General features: G+C 67.9%; 7 protein-coding genes. All 7 read left to right on the top strand.

The genetic code is table 11. The annotated features are described in order from the left end of the window. Positions 1 to 25 precede the first annotated feature (25 nt). Positions 26 to 3577, top strand: coding sequence for a maltotransferase domain-containing protein (locus ACFPTO_RS01635; protein ID WP_377708972.1), 3552 nt, complete (start codon positions 26 to 28; stop codon positions 3575 to 3577). Then, positions 3574 to 7053, top strand: coding sequence for a maltose alpha-D-glucosyltransferase (treS, locus tag ACFPTO_RS01640; RefSeq protein ID WP_377708974.1), 3480 nt, complete (start codon positions 3574 to 3576; stop codon positions 7051 to 7053). Before ACFPTO_RS01635 ends, treS begins: the two co-directional genes overlap by 4 nt. Beyond that, on the top strand, positions 7046 to 9262 hold the full coding sequence (glgB, locus tag ACFPTO_RS01645; protein ID WP_377708976.1) for a 1,4-alpha-glucan branching protein GlgB: 2217 nt from the start codon (positions 7046 to 7048) through the stop codon (positions 9260 to 9262). Before treS ends, glgB begins: the two co-directional genes overlap by 8 nt. Positions 9263 to 9372: 110 nt before the next feature. Beyond that, positions 9373 to 11601, top strand: a complete 2229-nt coding sequence (glgX, locus tag ACFPTO_RS01650; RefSeq protein ID WP_377708978.1) for a glycogen debranching protein GlgX — start codon at positions 9373 to 9375, stop codon at positions 11599 to 11601. A 15-nt stretch (positions 11602 to 11616) separates the two neighbouring features. Beyond that, positions 11617 to 13566: a malto-oligosyltrehalose trehalohydrolase gene (gene treZ, locus ACFPTO_RS01655; RefSeq protein WP_377708980.1), complete on the top strand. Its 1950-nt coding sequence runs from the start codon at positions 11617 to 11619 to the stop codon at positions 13564 to 13566. After that, on the top strand, positions 13563 to 15839 hold the full coding sequence (gene malQ / locus ACFPTO_RS01660) for a 4-alpha-glucanotransferase (RefSeq protein WP_377708982.1): 2277 nt from the start codon (positions 13563 to 13565) through the stop codon (positions 15837 to 15839). Before treZ ends, malQ begins: the two co-directional genes overlap by 4 nt. Next, positions 15836 to 18724, top strand: a complete 2889-nt coding sequence (gene treY, locus ACFPTO_RS01665; protein WP_377708984.1) for a malto-oligosyltrehalose synthase — start codon at positions 15836 to 15838, stop codon at positions 18722 to 18724. The genes malQ and treY overlap by 4 nt, the downstream gene beginning before the upstream one ends. Position 18725 lies beyond the last annotated feature (1 nt).

Here is an 18725-nt window from a genome sequence, read left to right on the forward strand (position 1 = left end):
GTCCGACGTATCTGGAAGACGACCGATGGAACCTCCCCACGCCTATGCGCCGCGGATCTATTTCGTCCATTCCGTCCATGTCGGGCCACTCGACGCATGGCCTGCGCTCTTCGCGCACGCCGCCTCGCTCGGCTTCGATCATGTGCTGATCGGCGCGCTGTTCGCGCCCGGCGTCTCCGGCGACGGCCGCATCGTCGCGGATCATGCGCGCCTGCATTCCGCCTTCGGAACGTCGCAATCGGCCGACGTTGCGCTGCGCACGCTCGCGCAAGCCGCACGCGAGCGCGACATCACGCTGCTCGCCGATCTCACGCTCGACCGCACCGCCGCCGATGGCGCGCTCTACGCCGCGCATCACGAGTGGTTTCATCCGTTCGAGCCCGAAGACGCGCGGCTCGACCCGCGCCACGGCCATAGCGACGCCAATGTCGCCTACGCCGACTTCGCCCGCGCGGGCGCGCCGCTCGCTGCGTGGTGGGCGCAGCGCCTGATCGAACTCGTGCAGGCCGGCATCGGCGGATTTCGCATCGACTCGCCGCATTGCACGCCGCGAGACGTGTTGCGCAGCATCTTCGACACCGTGCGCCAACGCCATCCCGACGCACGCTGGCTTGCCGCCACGCCTGGACTCGCGCGCCCCGCCATCGCCCAGCTGGAAGGCGTGGGGTTCGACGCCGCATTCACATCGCTTCGCTGGTGGGACTATGCGGCGAGCTGGATGGTCGAGGAACACGACGTGCTGCGGCACGTCGGCTCGCCTGTGGCGTTTCCCGAAGCCCCGTATGGCACGCGTTACGTGCACGACCAGGAAGGCGCTGCCGATGCGCGCGCCATCGAGCGGGCATACCGGCGTATGTTGCGCGCGGCGGCGGCGCTCGGCACGGGCTGGCTCGTGCCGATGGGCTTCGAATACGGCGTGAGCGAAATCGTCGAGCATGCAGGCGGCAGCGTAGCGGACTGGGAGACAGCCAAAGCGCGCGCGCCGTTCGATCTGTCCGCCGACATCGCGCACGCGAACGCCTTGCAGCGCGAAACGTGGACCTTGCAGACCAACGGCGAGTTGCGCGCGCTAAACGGCCCTGGCGCGCCGGTCGCAGCGCTGCTGCGCGGCGACCGCGCGGACCTGCGCGACGCCGAAGATGCCGTGCTCACGCTCATCAACCCCGCGCTCGCCGCGCCCGTGCGCGTGGACATGGCGCGTCTGCTCGACGGCGTGCCCGGCGGCTTCACGCGCTTTGCGCCGCTCGATGCCGAAACGTTGCGTGGCGCACGCGCCGCCGCGCCGCGCGATGCAAGCGCGGTGCCCGACACCTTCACGCTGCCCGCGGGCGCGTGCTGGATGTTGCGCGCGCTCGCGGCCCCCATCGTCGAGCTTGCGCCGCCTGAAGACGTCGCGAAGACGCGCACGAGCGGTCACAAGAGCGTGATCGAAGCGCTCAGTGCGCCGCGTATCGCCATCGAAAGCGTGACGCCTTCCGTCGATGAAGGCCGCTTCGTGGCGAAGCGCACCGTGGGCGAGCGCGTCGACGTGCGCGCGACGATCTTCGCCGATGGTCACGACCATATCGACGCCGCGGTGCTGTGGCGCGCCGCCGACGAAACCGCATGGCACGAGTCGCCGATGACACCCGTGCCGCCTGCGGGCACCGACCTGTGGAGCGGGCACTTTCCGCTCGATCGCATCGGACGCCACGAATTCGTCGTGATCGCGTGGCGCGACGACTTTGCTTCGCTCGTCGAACATGTGCAGAAGAAACGCGCGGCGAACCAGAGCGTCGATCTGGAGATGGAGGAAGCGAGCCGTCTTCTCGCGCTGTTGCTCGCGACCGCCGAAACGTCCGACGCACCCGATGCTCACGACTCACCAACTGCACACAACGACGCAGGTGACAAACCAGGCGGCGAACACGCCGCCGTGGTGGCCGCGCTCGACGCGATTGCGCGGCGCTTTGTCGGCGCGGATACGGACACGCGCTGCGCCCTGCTCGCGGCCCCGGCGACGGCAGCAGCCGTGCGCGCCGCGCATCATCGCCCGTTCCTCTCGCGCGACGCGCGCGTGCGCCGCGTGGACGCCGAACGCCGCGCCGCGCGCTTTGCGAGCTGGTACGAGATCTTCCCGCGCTCGATGAGCGACGACGAATCGCGCCACGGCGCTTTCGACGACGTGATCGCGAAGCTGCCGCGCATTCGCGACATGGGTTTCGATGTGCTGTATTTCCCGCCGATCCATCCGATCGGCGTCACCAACCGCAAGGGGCGCAACAACGCACTCACGGCGCAGCCGGGCGACGTCGGCAGCCCGTATGCAATCGGCGCGGCGGAAGGCGGGCATACGGCAATTCACCCGCAGCTCGGCACGCTCGAAGATTTCCTGCGCATGGTGGCCGCCGCGCACGAGCACGGACTCGAAATCGCGCTCGATTTCGCCATTCAGTGCTCGCCCGATCACCCGTGGCTGAAGGCCCATCCAGGCTGGTTCGCATGGCGTCCCGACGGCACGCTGCGCTTTGCCGAGAATCCGCCGAAGAAGTACCAGGATATCGTCAACCCCGACTTCTACGCGCACGATTCGAAGCCCGGCCTGTGGCTCGCGCTGCGCGACGCGATTCTGTTCTGGGTGGACGCGGGCGTGCGCATTTTCCGCGTCGACAACCCGCATACGAAGCCGCTGCCGTTCTGGGAATGGATGATCGCCGACGTGCGCGCGCGCCATCCCGACGTGATCTTTCTTTCCGAAGCCTTCACACGGCCGCACCTCATGTACCGGCTCGCCAAGCTCGGTTTCTCGCAGTCGTACACGTATTTCACCTGGCGCGAGTCGAAGCGCGATTTCACCGATTACCTGACCGAACTCACGCAAACCGCCGTGCGCGACTTCTATCGGCCGAACTTCTTCGTCAATACGCCGGATATCAATCCGCGCCATCTGCAAACCAGCACGCGCGCGAGTTTCATGATTCGCGCGGCGCTCGCCTCGACGCTTTCCGGTTTGTGGGGCGTCTATTGCGGCTTCGAACTCTGCGAGGGGCACGCACTGCCCAACAGCGAAGAATATCTGGACTCCGAAAAATACCAGCTTCGTGCATGGGACTGGAACCGCCACGGCAGCATCGTCGCCGAAATCACCGCGCTGAACCGCATCCGGCGCGCGAATCCGGCGCTACAAACCCATCTCGGCGTCACGTTCCTCCACGCGCGCAACGATCAGGTTCTCTGCTTCGAAAAGGCCACGCCGGTGCGCGACAACGTCATCGTCGTCGCGATCAGCCTCGACCCGTATGGCGAACAGCGCGCCGATTTCGAACTCTCGTGGCACACGTTCCAGCACTGGCGGATCGACGACGGCGCAGCACTCGCCGTCACCGACGAACTCACGGGCCAGCGCTTCGAATGGCATGGCCGCTGGCAGCACGCACACCTCGAAGCGCACGTGCGGCCCTTCGCGATCTGGCGCATCGAGCCCTTGCGCGGCCTGCCGCGCGACGAGCCGCCCGCCGAAGCCGAAGGCGCGCACCTGGAGCACGTGAAGGGCCACCCCGAACTCGATGCGGATTTCCCGCCCGGAGGCGGAACGTGAAACGCGAACGCCCCGCTCACGAGCAGTCAGCACGCGAAGCCGCGCACGAAGCGGCACACGACGGCACACACGACAGCACGGCGCTGGAAGCGCGCGAGGCGAGTACCGCGGCGCAGCGGCGCGGCAAGCCTTCGCCGCTCCCCGACGATCCGCACTGGTACAAGGACGCGGTCATCTACCAGGTGCACGTGAAGTCGTTCTACGACGGCAACAACGACGGCGTGGGCGACTTTCCGGGCCTGCTCGCCAAGCTCGACTACATCGCGGGACTCGGCGTCACGGCGGTCTGGCTGCTGCCGTTCTATCCGTCGCCGCGTCGCGACGATGGCTACGACATCGCCGACTACCGCAACGTGCACCCCGATTACGGCCAGCTCGCCGACGTGCGCCGCTTCATTCAGGAGGCGCACGCGCGCGGCCTGCGCGTGATCACCGAACTCGTCATCAACCACACTTCCGATCAACATCCGTGGTTCCAGCGCGCGCGCCGCGCCCGGCCCGGCTCGAATCACCGCAACTACTATGTGTGGTCCGATACGGACACAAAATACGCCAACACGCGCATCATCTTCATCGATTCGGAACCCTCGAACTGGACCCACGATCCCGTCGCGGGCGCGTATTACTGGCATCGCTTCTACGCGCACCAGCCGGATCTGAACTTCGACAATCCCGCCGTGCTGCGCGAAGTGCTGCAGGTCATGCGCTTCTGGCTCGACATGGGCATCGACGGGCTGCGCCTCGACGCCGTGCCGTATCTGGTCGAACGCGAAGGCACCAACAACGAAAACCTGCCCGAGACGCATGCGATCCTCAAGCAGATTCGCGCCACCATCGACGCGCACTACCCGAACCGCATGCTGCTCGCCGAAGCGAACCAGTGGCCCGAGGACGTACAGGAATATTTCGGCCGCGAAGACGAATGCCACATGGCGTTCCACTTCCCGCTGATGCCGCGCCTGTATATGGCGATCGCGAGCGAAGACCGCTTTCCGATCATCGACATCATGAAACAGACGCCGGATCTGCCGCCCAGTTGCCAGTGGGCGATCTTCCTGCGCAATCACGACGAACTCACGCTGGAGATGGTCACCGATTCCGAGCGCGACTATCTCTGGAACACCTATGCGAGCGACCGGCGTGCGCGCCTGAACCTCGGCATTCGCCGCCGCCTCGCGCCGCTCATGGAGCGCGACCGCCGCCGCATCGAACTCATCAATTCGCTGCTGCTTTCGATGCCTGGCACACCGGTCATCTATTACGGCGACGAACTCGGCATGGGCGACAACATTCACCTCGGCGACCGCGACGGCGTACGCACGCCGATGCAATGGTCGTCGGACCGCAACGGCGGCTTCTCGCGCGCCGATCCCGAGCAACTGGTGCTGCCGCCGCTCATGGGCTCGCTCTACGGCTACGACGCGATCAACGTCGAAGCGCAAACCCGCGATCCGCATTCGCTGCTCAACTGGACGCGCCGCATGCTAGCCACGCGCCGCGCGAAGCAGACGTTCGGACGCGGCACGATCCGCTTTCTGCGGCCGGCGAACCGCAAGATCCTCGCGTACCTGCGCGAGATGGCCAGCGAAGCGCCGATCCTGTGCGTCGCGAATCTTTCGCGCGCGCCGCAGGCCGTCGAACTCGATCTGTCCGAATTCGCCGGAACGTCGCCGATCGAGATGACGGCCGACTCGGTGTTTCCGCCCATCGGCCAGTTGCCCTATCTGCTCACGTTGCCGCCCTACGGCTTCCTGTGGTTCCTGCTGTGCCCGGGCAATCAGCGGCCTGCCTGGAGCCAGCCCGCCTCCGAGCAATTGCCCGAGTTCGTGACCGTCGTGATCCGCGAAGGACAGGTGGGCGCCACGCCCGAAAACGTGCGGCTGCTCGAATCGGAAGTGCTGCCCTCGTGGCTGTCACGACGGCGCTGGTTCGCGTCGAAGGACCGTGCGCTCAAGCGCGTGCGGCTCGCTGCGCTCACAACGATCCAGGGCGGCGGCTTCGCGTTTACGGAGATCGAAGCCGAACTCTCCGATGGTTCGAGCGAGCGTTATGTCCTCCCCATCGCCATCGCCTGGGGCGCGGACATCACAACGCCGCTGCATATCCAGCTTGCGCTTTCGCGCGTGCGGCGCGGGCGCAATATCGGCTACCTCACCGATGCCTTCGCGTTACCGTGGTTCACCTACGGCGTGCTGCGCAAGCTGCGCGAACACGCGGCCGTGCCGACCGTCCAGCAGAGCGTGATCCACTTCCGGCCCACGGAGCGGTTCGACGCCATCGACCTCGGCGAAGCACCCGAGATCCGCTGGCTCGCCGCCGAGCAGAGCAACAGCTCGCTCGTGATCGCCGAAACGCTCGTACTCAAGCTCGTGCGCAGGCTCATGCCGGGCGTCCATCCCGAAGTGGAAATGAGCCGCTATCTGACGAAGCTCGGCTACGCGAATACGGCGCCGCTCTTCGGCGAGGTCGCACGCGTCGATCCCGAGGGCGTTCCGCACACGCTCGCGATCCTGCAGGGCTTTATCGACAACCAGGGTAATGCGTGGGACTGGGCGCTCGACTATCTGCGGCGCACCGTCGACGAACTCGCGCTCGCCGCCGATGACGGCGCCGCCGACCAGGCCCACGAAGAAGAAGCGATACAGGGCTATTGCACGGTCATCAGCGTGATCGGCAAGCGGCTCGGCGAGCTGCATGCGGCGCTCGCCACGCCGACCGAAGATCCCGCATTCGCGCCGGTTCAGGCCACGCACGACGACGTGCGCAAGTGGGTCGCCGAAACGAAAACCATGCTGACCGCCGCGCTCGACATCCTCGCGCGGCAGACATCGAGCGAGCAGCACACGCTCGACGACGACGCGCGCGAACTCGCGCTCGGCCTGGTCGCGCACCGCGACGCGCTGATCGCGGCCATCGGCCACCGCGTGCCGCTCGACGCGACCGCATGGCGCATCCGCATTCATGGCGATTTCCATCTGGGCCAGGTGCTGCTCGCGCAGGGCGACGCGTATCTGATCGACTTCGAAGGCGAGCCCGCGCGTCCGCTCGCGCAGCGCCGCGCGAAGACCTGCCCGCTGCGCGACGTGGCGGGGCTGTTGCGTTCGCTCTCGTATGCGGGGGCCGCCGCGCAATCGTCGACCGAAAGCGCCCCGCAGCAAACCGCCGACCGCAAGCGCGCGCTGTTCGAGCGTTTCCGCGCCTACGCCGCCGATGCGTTCCTCAGCCACTATCGCGCCGCCGTGGCCGACATGCCGCACGCGCTCGTGAGCGCCGCGCACGAACAGGAACTGCTGGACCTGTTCCTGATCGAGAAAGCCGCCTACGAGATCCGCTACGAAGCGGCCAACCGGCCGACGTGGCTCGCGCTGCCGGTGCGCGGACTCGCGGCCATCGCCGCCCGCGTGCTCGGCGCAACCGGTACGGCGAGTACGACGGAACCCACGGGCGCGCCCCCGGCGGGAGGCGCTCATGGCTGAACGCGCACCGAACGCGGGCCTCGCGCAACAGGACATCGACGCACTCGTCGCCGCACGGCATGCCGATCCGTTCGCGCTGCTCGGCCCGCACGTGGTCGACGGCGCACCGTATGTGCGCGCGTGGCTGCCCAACGCGGCGAGCGTGCAGGTCGTGGCGCGCGACCGCGCGCACGTGATCGGCGAACTCACCCGCATTCATCCCGCGGGACTCTTTGCGGGGCCACTCGCGGAGGTGGTGCCCTACCGGCTCGACATCGACTGGCAAGGTGTCACGCAGGAAGTCGAGGATCCCTATTCGTTCGGCCCGCAGCTCTCCGAAGACGCATTGCGCCGGCTCGCCAACGGCGATCCGTATGCCGTGCTCGAATGCCTCGGCGCGCAGCCGCTCGTCTGCGACGGCGTGCCCGGCGCGCGCTTCGCCGTGTGGGCGCCGAACGCGCGGCGCGTCTCCGTCGTGGGCGACTTCAACGCGTGGGATGGCCGCCGCCATCCAATGCGGCTGCGTCACGAAGCCGGTGTGTGGGAGCTGTTCATTCCACGCGTGGCCGCCGGTGCGCGCTACAAGTACGAGATCCTCGGCGCGCGCGGCGAGGTGCTGCCGCTGAAGTCCGACCCCTGCGCCCTGCAGACCGAAAGTCCGCCGTCCACGGCATCCATCGTCGCGCCCGTCGAAGCGCTCGATCACTATGCGTGGCACGACCGCGAGTGGTTGCGCACGCGCGGCGAAAAGCAGAACGCGCGCAGCGCCATCGCCGTGTACGAGGTTCACGCGCCCTCGTGGCTGCCGACCCAGGGCGAAGACGCGCCCGCGCCCAACTGGTCCGCGCTCGCCGATCGCCTGATCCCCTACGCACAGGGCATGGGCTTCACGCACATCGAGCTGATGCCGGTGGCCGGGCATCCGTTCGGCGGTTCATGGGGCTATCAGCCGCTCGCGCAGTTCGCGCCGACCGCGCGCCTCGGCTCGCCGCTCGACTTCGCGGCCTTCGTCGACCGCGCGCACGAAGCGGGGCTGGGCGTGATCCTCGACTGGGTGCCCGCGCATTTTCCGAACGACGCGCATGGCCTGATCGATTTCGACGGCACCGCGCTCTACGAACACTCGGACCCGCGCGAGGGCTATCACCCCGACTGGAACACGATGATCTACAACCTCGGCCGCCGCGAGGTCAGCGCGTTCCTGATCGCGTCGGCGCTCGCGTGGCTGCTGCGCTATCACATCGACGCCCTGCGCGTGGACGCCGTCGCGTCCATGCTCTACCGCGACTACTCGCGCGGGGCGGGCGAATGGGTGCCGAACGTCTACGGCGGCCGCGAGAACCTCGAAGCGATTGCGTTCCTCAAGCGCCTGAACCACGAAACGCAGTACGTGCCGCAACGCCCCGGCGTGATCACGATCGCGGAAGAATCGACCGCCTGGCCCGGCGTGACCGCGCGCCCCGAGGACGGCGGCCTCGGCTTCCAGTTCAAATGGAACATGGGCTGGATGCACGACACGCTGCACTACATGCACGAAGACCCGATTCACCGGCGCTACCACCATCACGAGATGACCTTCGCGCTCGTCTATGCGTGGTCCGAGCATTTCGTGCTGCCGCTCTCGCACGACGAGGTGGTGCACGGCAAGGACTCGCTGATCGGCAAGATGCCCGGCGACCGCTGGCAGCGCTTCGCGAACCTGCGCGCGTACTTCGGCTTCATGTGGGCGCATCCGGGCAAGAAGCTGCTCTTCATGGGCGGCGAATTCGCGCAGTGGGCCGAGTTCGATCACGACGGCACGCCGCAGTGGGAACTGCTCGACGACCCGCTGCATCGCGGCGTGCAAAAGCTCGTGCGCGACCTCAACCGGCTCTATGGCGCCGAACCCGCGCTCCATGCGCTCGACGCCGAGCCGGGCGGGTTCGAATGGCTCGTCGGGGACGACCACGACAACAGCGTGCTGGCATGGCGCCGCGTGGACGGCTCGGGCCGGGAGATCGTCACCGTCTGCAACTTCACCCCTGTGCCGCGCCACGGCTACCGCATCGGCATGCCGCAGCCCGGCCAGTGGGAGGAAGTGCTGAACACCGACGCCGCCTGGTACGGCGGCTCGAACATGGGCAACGGCGGCCTCGTCTGGACGCAGCCCGTGGCGAGTCACGGCAAGCCGCAGTCGGCGGCGCTCGTGCTGCCGCCGCTCGGCACGCTGTACTTCCGCCTGATCCGGTAGCGACGGCGAACGCGAGTTACAGGCAAACGACGGGCAAACGACGCGCAACCAACACGCTTGCAACATCGGGACGACGATGCAACACGAAGAACAAGACGAGGAGCATCGACATGGCTAACGGCGCGCCCGAGCGCCTGCTGCCGGGCATGCCCTGGCCGCTCGGCGCATCGTGGGATGGGCTCGGCACCAATTTCGCCGTGTTTTCCGCGAACGCCTGGCGCATCGAGCTGTGTCTCTTCGATCGCACCGGACGCAAGGAACGCATGCGCTACACGCTGCCCGAATGCACCGATGAAATCTGGCACGGCTATCTGCCGGGCGCGCATCCGGGCACCGTGTACGGCTTTCGCGCGCATGGGCCGTATCAGCCGCATCAGGGCCATCGCTTCAATCCGCACAAGCTGCTGCTCGACCCGTACGCGCGGCGGCTCGTCGGCCAGTTCCGCTGGTCCGACACGCTGTTCGGCTATCGCGTCCACTCCAACCGCGCGGACCTCTCGATCGAACGACGCGATTCGGCTCCGGCCATGCCGAAGGCGATGGTGGTCGCGGACAGTTTCGACTGGACCCGCGACGTGCGCCCCAACGTGCCGTGGGACAAGACCGTGATCTACGAAATGCATCTGCGCGGCATCTCGATCGAGCGCCGCGACCTGCGCGCGCACACGCGCGGCACCTTCGCCGGACTCGCCACGCCGCACTTCATCGAGCATCTGCACAAGCTCGGCGTCACCACCGTCGAACTGCTGCCCGTGCATGCCTTCATGCACGAGCGCTTTCTGGTCGAGCGCGGCCTGCGCAACTACTGGGGCTACAACACGGCGGCGTTCTTCGCACCGGAGCCCGCGTACCTCGGCGGCTACGATCCCGACATGATGCGCATCGCCGTGCGCCAGCTTCACGCGGCGGGTATCGAAGTGATTCTCGACGTCGTCTACAACCACACCTGCGAAGGCGCCGAAACGGGCCCCACGATCTCGTGGCGCGGGCTCGACAACGCCAGCTACTACCGCGTCGTGCCAGGCGACGAGCGCCACTTCATCAACGACACCGGCGTCGGCAACACGCTGAATCTCTCGCATCCGCGCGTGCTGCAGATGGTGACCGATTCGCTGCGCTATTGGGCCACGTCGTATCGCATCGACGGCTTTCGCTTCGACCTGGGCGTCTCGCTCGGACGCGAGGCCACAGGCTTCGATCCGAACAGCGGCTTTTTCGACGTGCTGCGTCAGGATCCCGCGCTCGCACCGTGCAAGATGATTTCCGAGCCGTGGGACGTGGGGCCGGGCGGGTATCAACTGGGCCAGCATCCGCCCGGATTCTCCGAATGGAACGACCGGTTTCGCGACAGCGTGCGCCGCTTCTGGCGCGGCGACCGCGGGCAGCGCCCGGAACTGGCCGCACGGCTCACCGGGTCGGCGGATCTGTTCGACAAACGCAGGCGGCGGCCATGGGCGTCGATCAATTTCATCACCTCGCACGACGGCTACACGCTCGCCGATGTGGTGTCGTACAACCGCAAACATAACGAAGCCAACGGCGAAGACAATCGCGACGGCCACAACGAGAACTGGAGCGAGAACTGGGGCATCGAAGGCCCGGCGATCGATCCGGCGATCATCGACACGCGCACGCGCGTGGCACGCTCGATGCTTGCGACGCTCTTCGTCGCACTCGGCACGCCGATGATGGTGGCGGGCGACGAAGCCTGCCGCACGCAGCGCGGCAACAACAACGCGTACTGCCAGGACAACGAAATTTCGTGGGTGGACTGGACGCTCGCCGAATCGCCGCAGGGCGAAGCGATGGCGGCATTCGCCGCGCGCGCCATCGCGCTGCGCCGGGATCACCCGTTGCTGCGTGAAACGCACTTTCTGTTCGGCGAGCGCGAAGTGCTGCCCGACGCGCTGCCCGACGTTCACGATATCGACTGGTTCGACGCGCACGGCGAGCGGCTTTCGACCGAAGCGTGGCAGGACCCGGAAGCGCGCGCGTTCGCGCTGCGCCGCGCGGGCCCAGGCCTCGACGGCGAAATGGAAGTATTGTTGATCATGCTGAACGCCTCGCCCGGCGCGCTCACGTTTTCGGCGCCGATGCCGCGCATGCAGTGGGAGGTGCTGCTCGACAGCGCCCAGCCCGCCGCCGCGCCGTTCGTGCTGCCGGGCGGCACGTTCGAGGTGGCCGCGCGCGCGATCGCGGTACTGTGTGCACAGCCCCTGCGCAAACCCGCACCGGCGGCCGAACCTGCGCACGACGACGCCCCGCTGCCGCCCGATCCGAGGACCCCGCCGGATCCGCGGACCCCGCCCGGCCCGAGCGCCGCCGTCCCGGGACAGTAGCTACAGGAATTCGCCATGTCTTCGCCCACGCCTGATCCGCATGCACGCCGCTACATGCATTGCCTGCCGTTCGGCGCGCAGTTGATCGGCGCAACGCGCGCCCAGCCGCACACGCGCTTTCGCGTGTGGGCGCCGTCGTGCAGCGCCGTGCAAGTCGTGTTCGAGGCTGCACCCGACGGCAGCACGCCCCTGTCAACCCAATCGTCCCTATCGACCCAATCGCCCCTCGCGCCGCTCGACATGACGTCTGCCGGCAACGGCTGGTTCGAGGCACAGGCGCCATGCGGACCCGGCACGCGCTATCGCTACCGTATCGACGGCCAGCAGGCAGTGCCCGATCCGGCCTCGCGCTTCCAGCCGGAAGGCGTGCATGGCCCGAGCGTCGTGTTCGATCCGCGCGCCTACGCATGGCAGCACGCGCACTGGATGGGGCGGCCGTGGGAAGAAACGGTGATCTACGAGCTGCACGTGGGCGCGCTGGGCGGCTATCGCGGCGTGACGGCGCGCCTGCCCGCGCTCGCCGAACTCGGCGTCACGGCCATCGAACTGATGCCGCTGAACGACTATCCGGGCGAGCGCGGCTGGGGTTACGACGGCGTGCTGCCCTACGCGCCGCACGCGGCCTACGGCACGCCCGACGAACTGAAAGCGCTCGTCGATTCGGCGCACGGCCTCGGCCTGCAGGCTTTCATCGACGTCGTCTACAACCACTTCGGCCCGGACGGGAACTGGCTCGGCGCATACGCGAAGCCGTTCTTCCGGGCAGGCGTGAAGACGCCGTGGGGCGAGGCGCTCGATTTCGACCGTTTCGAAGTGCGCGACTTCTTCTGCGACAACGCGCTGTACTGGCTCACCGAATATCGCTTCGACGGCCTGCGCATCGACGCCGCGCACGCCATCGGCAACGCGCCCTGGCTGCGCGAGCTGTCCGATCATGTGCATGCGCGTGTCGAGACTGGCCGTCATGTCCATCTCGTGCTGGAGAACGAGCACAACGCGTCGAATCTGCTGGAAGCGCACTTCGACGCGCAATGGAACGACGACGCCCATCACGCGCTGCACGTCCTCCTGACCGGAGAAAACGAGGGCTACTATCGCGCGTTCGCAGCGCATCCGGTCCGCCAGCTTGCGCGCGTGCTCGCCGAAGGCTTCGCGTATCAGGGCGAAGCGTCGCCGCTGCACGGCGGCCAGCCGCGCGGCGAACCGAGCGCGCATTTGCCGCCCACCGCATTTGTGATGTTCCTGCAGAACCACGACCAGATCGGCAACCGGGCATTCGGCGAGCGGCTGCGCACGCTGTGCGACGACGACGCATTGCGCGCCGCCACGGCGCTCTATCTGCTCACGCCGCAAATTCCGCTGCTTTTCATGGACGAGGAGTACGGCTCGACGCAACCGTTCCAGTATTTCACGGCCTACACGGGCGATCTCGCCGATGCGGTGCGCGAAGGACGCCGTCGCGAATTCGCGGCATTCAGCGCCTTCACCGATCCCGCGCAGCGCGAGCGCATCCCCGATCCCAACGATGCCAGGACGTTCGCGAACTCGTCGCCGCCGCTCGACACGCGCCTCGACGGCGAACGGTGCGAATGGATGCACTTCTACAAGTCGGCGCTGGCCGTGCGCGCGCATCTGCTGATGCCGCGCCTGGGCCACGCGAGCGCGCTCGGCGCAACCGTGCTCGCCGACGAGGCGGGCGACGATCTCGCCGCGCTCGTCGCGCACTGGCGTCTCGACGACGGCGCGATCCTCTCGCTCGCGCTCAATCTCAGCCACGATGACGTGCCGCTCAATCACGCGCCCGACGGCATGGTCGTGTTCGAAACACCGCCACGCGCGCGCGATCGCATCGACAACGGCGTGCTGCCCGCGCAATCGTGCCTCGCCTGGCTGACCGGCGACGTGCCCGACTACGCGATCCATCATGACGCGCGCGTCATTCATCAAGAGGAGCCGCGTGCATGAGCACCGCACGCCGCACGGAAACGCTCGAAAGCCTCGCGACGCAAGCGGGCTTCGAGGTGGAATGGGCCGACGCGCACGACGAGATGCGGCGCGTGCCCAACAGTACGCTCGCGGCGCTGCTCGAATGCGCGGGCCTGCCGTGCGGCAGCGCCGCGCAACTGCGCCAGAGCGCGGCGGCGCTCAACGCCGAGCAGTCGGCACGCCGCCTGCCGCCGCTCATCACCGCCGAGTTCGACCGCGTCATTGCACTGCCCGTTTCGGCGGTGCGCGCGGGCAGCCACTACCGCATCGATCTCGAAAGCGGCGAGCACATCGAGGGGCGCTTCACGGCGCCGAAAGGCGCGAGTGCGCTGCTCACGCCGCTGAGCGAACCGGGCTATCACACGCTCACGATCAACGATCGCCAACTGACGCTCGCCGTCGCGCCGCCGCATTGCCACACCGTCGCCGACGCGTGGCTCGCCATGCATGCCGGGCGCGCGAGCGCGCCCGCGCTCTGGGGCGTCGCGGCGCAACTGTACGGACTGCGCCGCAAGGGCGACGGCGGCATCGGCGATTACACCGCGCTCGCGACTCTGGCCGTCCATAGCGCGAAGCACGGCGCGCAGGCACTCGCCATCAGCCCCACGCATGCGATGTTCAGTGCGCTGCCGGATCATTTCAGCCCGTATGCGCCTTCGTCGCGGCTCTGGCTCAATGTCGCGCATATCGATCCGGCCGCGATGTTCGGCGCGCAGGCCGCCCGCGAAGCGAGCGCCGCCGTCGACGCCGACGCCGCCTGGAACGAACTCGAAGCGCTGCCGCTCATCGACTGGAAGCACGCCGTGCCGCTCAAGCTGCAAGTGCTGCGTGCGCTGTTCGAGCGTTTCGACAAGGAGGAACGCGCAAGCGGCTCGCCACGCGCAGCTGCGTTCGACGCGTTCTGTGCGCAAGGCGGCGAGTCGCTCGAAGATCACGCGCGCTTCGAAGCGCTGCACGCCGTCATGCTGAACAGCCCGGACGGCGCGCGTCACGGGCACGACTGGCGCACCTGGCCTGTGGGCCTGCGCGATCCGCGCAGCGCCGACGTCGCGGCCTTTGCCGCCGAACACCGCCACGAAGTGGATTTCCACCGCTTCCTGCAATGGCTCGCCGCCGATGGCCTCACACGCGCGCAGCAGGACGCGCGCGAAGCGGGCATGTCGGTTGGCCTGATCGCCGATCTCGCCGTGGGTTGCGACGGCGCGGGCAGCCATGCATGGTCGCAGCCGCAGGACATGCTGCCGCGCGTTTCGGTCGGCGCGCCGCCCGATCTCTTCAATCAGGCCGGTCAAAGCTGGGGCCTCACCACGTTCTCGCCGCGCGCGCTGCGCAATAACGGCTTTCGCGCGTTTATCGCCATGCTGCGCGCCGCATTCGCGCACGCGGGCGGCGTGCGCATCGACCATATCCTCGGCCTGCGCCGCCTGTGGCTCGTGCCCGAAGGCGAAAGCGCGAAGCACGGCGCGTATCTGCGCTATCCGTTCGAGGACCTCCTGCGGCTCATCGCGCTCGAATCGTGGCGGCATCGGGCAATCGTGATCGGCGAAGATCTCGGCACCGTGCCGCCCGGCCTGCGTGAACGGCTCGCGTCGCACGCGCTCTACGGCATCCGCGTGCTCTGGTTCGAGCGCGAAGGCCGAGCCTTTCTCGCACCGCGAAGCTGGGACACGCGCGGCATGGCGACGACATCCACCCACGATCTGCCGACCGTCGCGGGCTGGTGGCGCGGCCTCGACATCGACTGGCGCAACCGCATCGGCCAGACCTTGCCGCGCAAGGACGGGCGCGATCCGGTCGAAGTCGAACACGCCGGGCGCGCCGCCGACCGCGCCGCGCTGTGGCAGGCGCTGCAGCAAAGCGGCTACGCGCCGCGCGACGCCGCAAAAGCAGTGCCGGACTCCGCGCTGCCGGACTCCACGTTACCGGACTCCGCGCCCGTGGAAGGCGCGCTCGGCTACGTCGCGTCGAGCGCGAGCCCGCTCATGATGTGTCCGCTCGAAGATCTGCTCGCGCTCGCGAATCAGCCGAATCTGCCGGGCTCGATCGACGAACACCCGAACTGGCGTCAGCGCCTGCCGCTTGCCGTCGATGTGCTCTACGCCGATCCGGCGTTCGCGGCGCGCGTCGAAACCGTCGTGCGTGCGCGCGAAGCGGCGACAGCCACAGCGGCCGCAGCAGCCACAGCAAACGCGGCGGACGATTCATCCGAACCCGGCGTGCAAGCGGCGCCGCCCACTGGGCCGACGCCATGACCATTCCCCGCGCGACGATCCGCCTGCAATTGAATCGCGACTTCACGTTCGCCGACGCGCTCGCGCAGATCGACTATTTCACGGCGCTCGGCGTGAGCCATCTCTATACGTCGCCGGTCACGACGGCGCAGCCCGGATCGACGCACGGCTACGACGTCGCCGATTACGGCACGGTCAGCGCGGAACTCGGCGGCGAAGCGGGTCTGCGCAGGCTCGCCGCGAAGCTGCGCGATCGTGGGATGGGCATCATCATCGATATCGTGCCGAACCACATGGGCGTGGGCGGCGCGCACAACGCCTGGTGGCGTGACATCCTCGAATGGGGCCGCCACAGCGCGTACGCGCGGCACTTCGACGTGGACTGGCACTCGCCCGACCCCGCGCTGCGCGGCAAGGTGCTGATGCCGTTTCTCGGCGGGCAATACGGCGAAGAACTCGCGGCGGGCCGCATCGAACTGAAGTTCGACGCGAGTGACGCGCGCTTCGTCGTCACCTATGGGCCGCATGTGTGTCCGGTCTGCCCGGCCGACTATGCGGCGCTGCTGCAATCGGCGAACCACGCCGAACTCGATGCGCTCGCGGCACCGTTCCAGGGACTGACGACACAGCCCGACGACCATCCGCGTGCAGCAGCCGCCCGCGATGCGCTGCGCACCTTTGTCGAGCGCAACGGCACGGCGGCAATCGACGCCGTGTGTACCGCGCATGCGGGCACGGACCCGGCCGGGCGCGACCGGCTGCACCGGCTGCTGGAGCGCCAGCACTACCGGCTCGCGTGGTGGCGCACCGCCACCGACGAAGTGAACTGGCGGCGCTTCGTCGACGTGAGCGCGCTCGCGGGCGTGCGCGTCGAGCGGCACGACGTGTTCGAAGCGGTGCACAGGCTCGTGTTCCGGCTCTACGCGGACGGCGTGATTGACGGAGTGCGCGTCGATCACATCGACGGCCTCGCCGATCCGCGCGAATACTGCGAGCGCCTGCGTCAACGGCTCGTGCCGTTGCGCGCGGCGGTGCCGTATATCGTCGTCGAGAAAGTGCTCGCGCACGGCGAAACCCTGCGCGACGACTGGCGCGTGCACGGCACAACGGGCTATGACTTCATGGATGATGTGGGCGCGCTGCTGCACGATCCGGCGGGCGCAGCGCCGCTCGCGCAAACGTGGTCCGCTCTAACAGGAACGTCCGCGCCGTTCGCGCTGGTCCAGTTCGATGCGCGGCGCGAAGTGCTGGCCGCGTATCTCGCCGCCGAACTCGATCACGCGACGCGCGCGCTGCATCGCATCGCGCGCGAGCAGACGGTCACGCGCGACTTCACCTACGCGAGCCTGCATCGCGCCGTTGCGCAGCTCGCCATGCACTTCCCGGTGTATCGCATCTATCCGGTCAACGGGATGCGCGGGCCGCTCGACAACGGCTATTTCGACACGGCGCTCGCCGCCGCGCGGCAAGCGTTGCCGCTTGCGAACCGCGCCGCGCTGGAACAGATCGCTGCCTGGCTCGGCGGCCGTGCACCCGATGTCGCCACACTCGTAGCGAACGGCAAGCCGCCACGCACGGCCAAAACCGCACCGAACGCTGCGCAAAACGTGACCAACATGTCTAACGTGCCGAATGTGCCACTGAGCCACGCGCTGATCGTGCAGCGCACGGCGCTTGCGCTCTTCTCGCAGCTCACCGCGCCGCTCGCGGCCAAGGCCACCGAAGACACCGCGTTCTACCGCTATGGGCGGCTGCTGTCGCGCAACGAAGTGGGCTCGGATCCCGATGATTTCGCACGCAGCGTCGAGGACTTTCACGCCGCGAATAAACGGCGCGCGCAGCATGCGCCGTACAGCATGCTCGCCACGGCGACGCACGATCACAAACGCGGCGAAGACCTGCGCGCGCGCCTCGCCGTCCTGAGCGAATGCCCCGACGAGTGGAGCGCAACGCTGCGCGCATGGTCGACGTTGAACCAGCCTCACCGCCGCAACGACACGACGGACAACGCGGACTGGGCGCCGGGCGCGGCGGCGGAGGCGATGCTCTATCAGACGCTCGTGGGCTGCTGGCCGCCCGATCTCGATTCCGGCGACGAAGCGGGCGTGCGCGCGCTCGCCGAACGCGTGGCGCAGTGGCAGCGCAAAGCGCTGCGCGAAGCCAAGCTGCGCACGAACTGGCTCTCACCCAATGAGACGTACGAATCGGATTGCCAGGCGTTTCTATTCGATATCCTGGCGCCGCAGCAGCGCGACGGCTTCCTGAACGCGCTCGCCGAATTCGTGGCGCGCATCGCGCCCGCAGGCGCGCTCAACACACTGCTGCAGACCACGCTGCGGCTTACGTCGCCTGGCGTGCCCGATCTGTACCAGGGCACCGAACTGTGGGATTTCAGTCTCGTCGATCCGGACAACCGGCGGCCTGTCGATTTTGCGGCGCGCGCGGCGGCGCTCGATAGCGCGCCGCCAGCGGCGAAACTTCCGCACTGGCGCGACGCGCGCGTGAAACTCGCGATCGTCCAGCGGCTGCTGGCGCTGCGCGCGCTCGCGCCGGAACTGTTGCGCGAGGGCAGCTATGTGCCGCTTGAAGTGCACGGCGCGCTGGCGCAGCACGTCGTCGCGTTCGCGCGCAAGCGCGACGACGCTTGCGCGGTCATCGTCGGTACGCGACTGGCGGCAAAGCTGCTCGATGGGGATATGCCGCTCGTCGCGGCGCAGGATTGGCGCGACACCGCTATCGCTATACCCAAGGACTGTGCCGCGCCGCTTTGGCACGACTGGTTAAGCGACACGCAAATAAGCGACGCGGAAAAAGCCGCACAAGGAGAAAACACGCTGTATCTGCGCGACGTGCTTCAGGCCATGCCGGTGGCAGTTCTGTCCAACCTCACGCCTGCGCGTGCATGAG

It is taken from the genome of Paraburkholderia denitrificans (genome assembly GCF_042655705.1).
Lineage (GTDB): Bacteria > Pseudomonadota > Gammaproteobacteria > Burkholderiales > Burkholderiaceae > Paraburkholderia > Paraburkholderia denitrificans.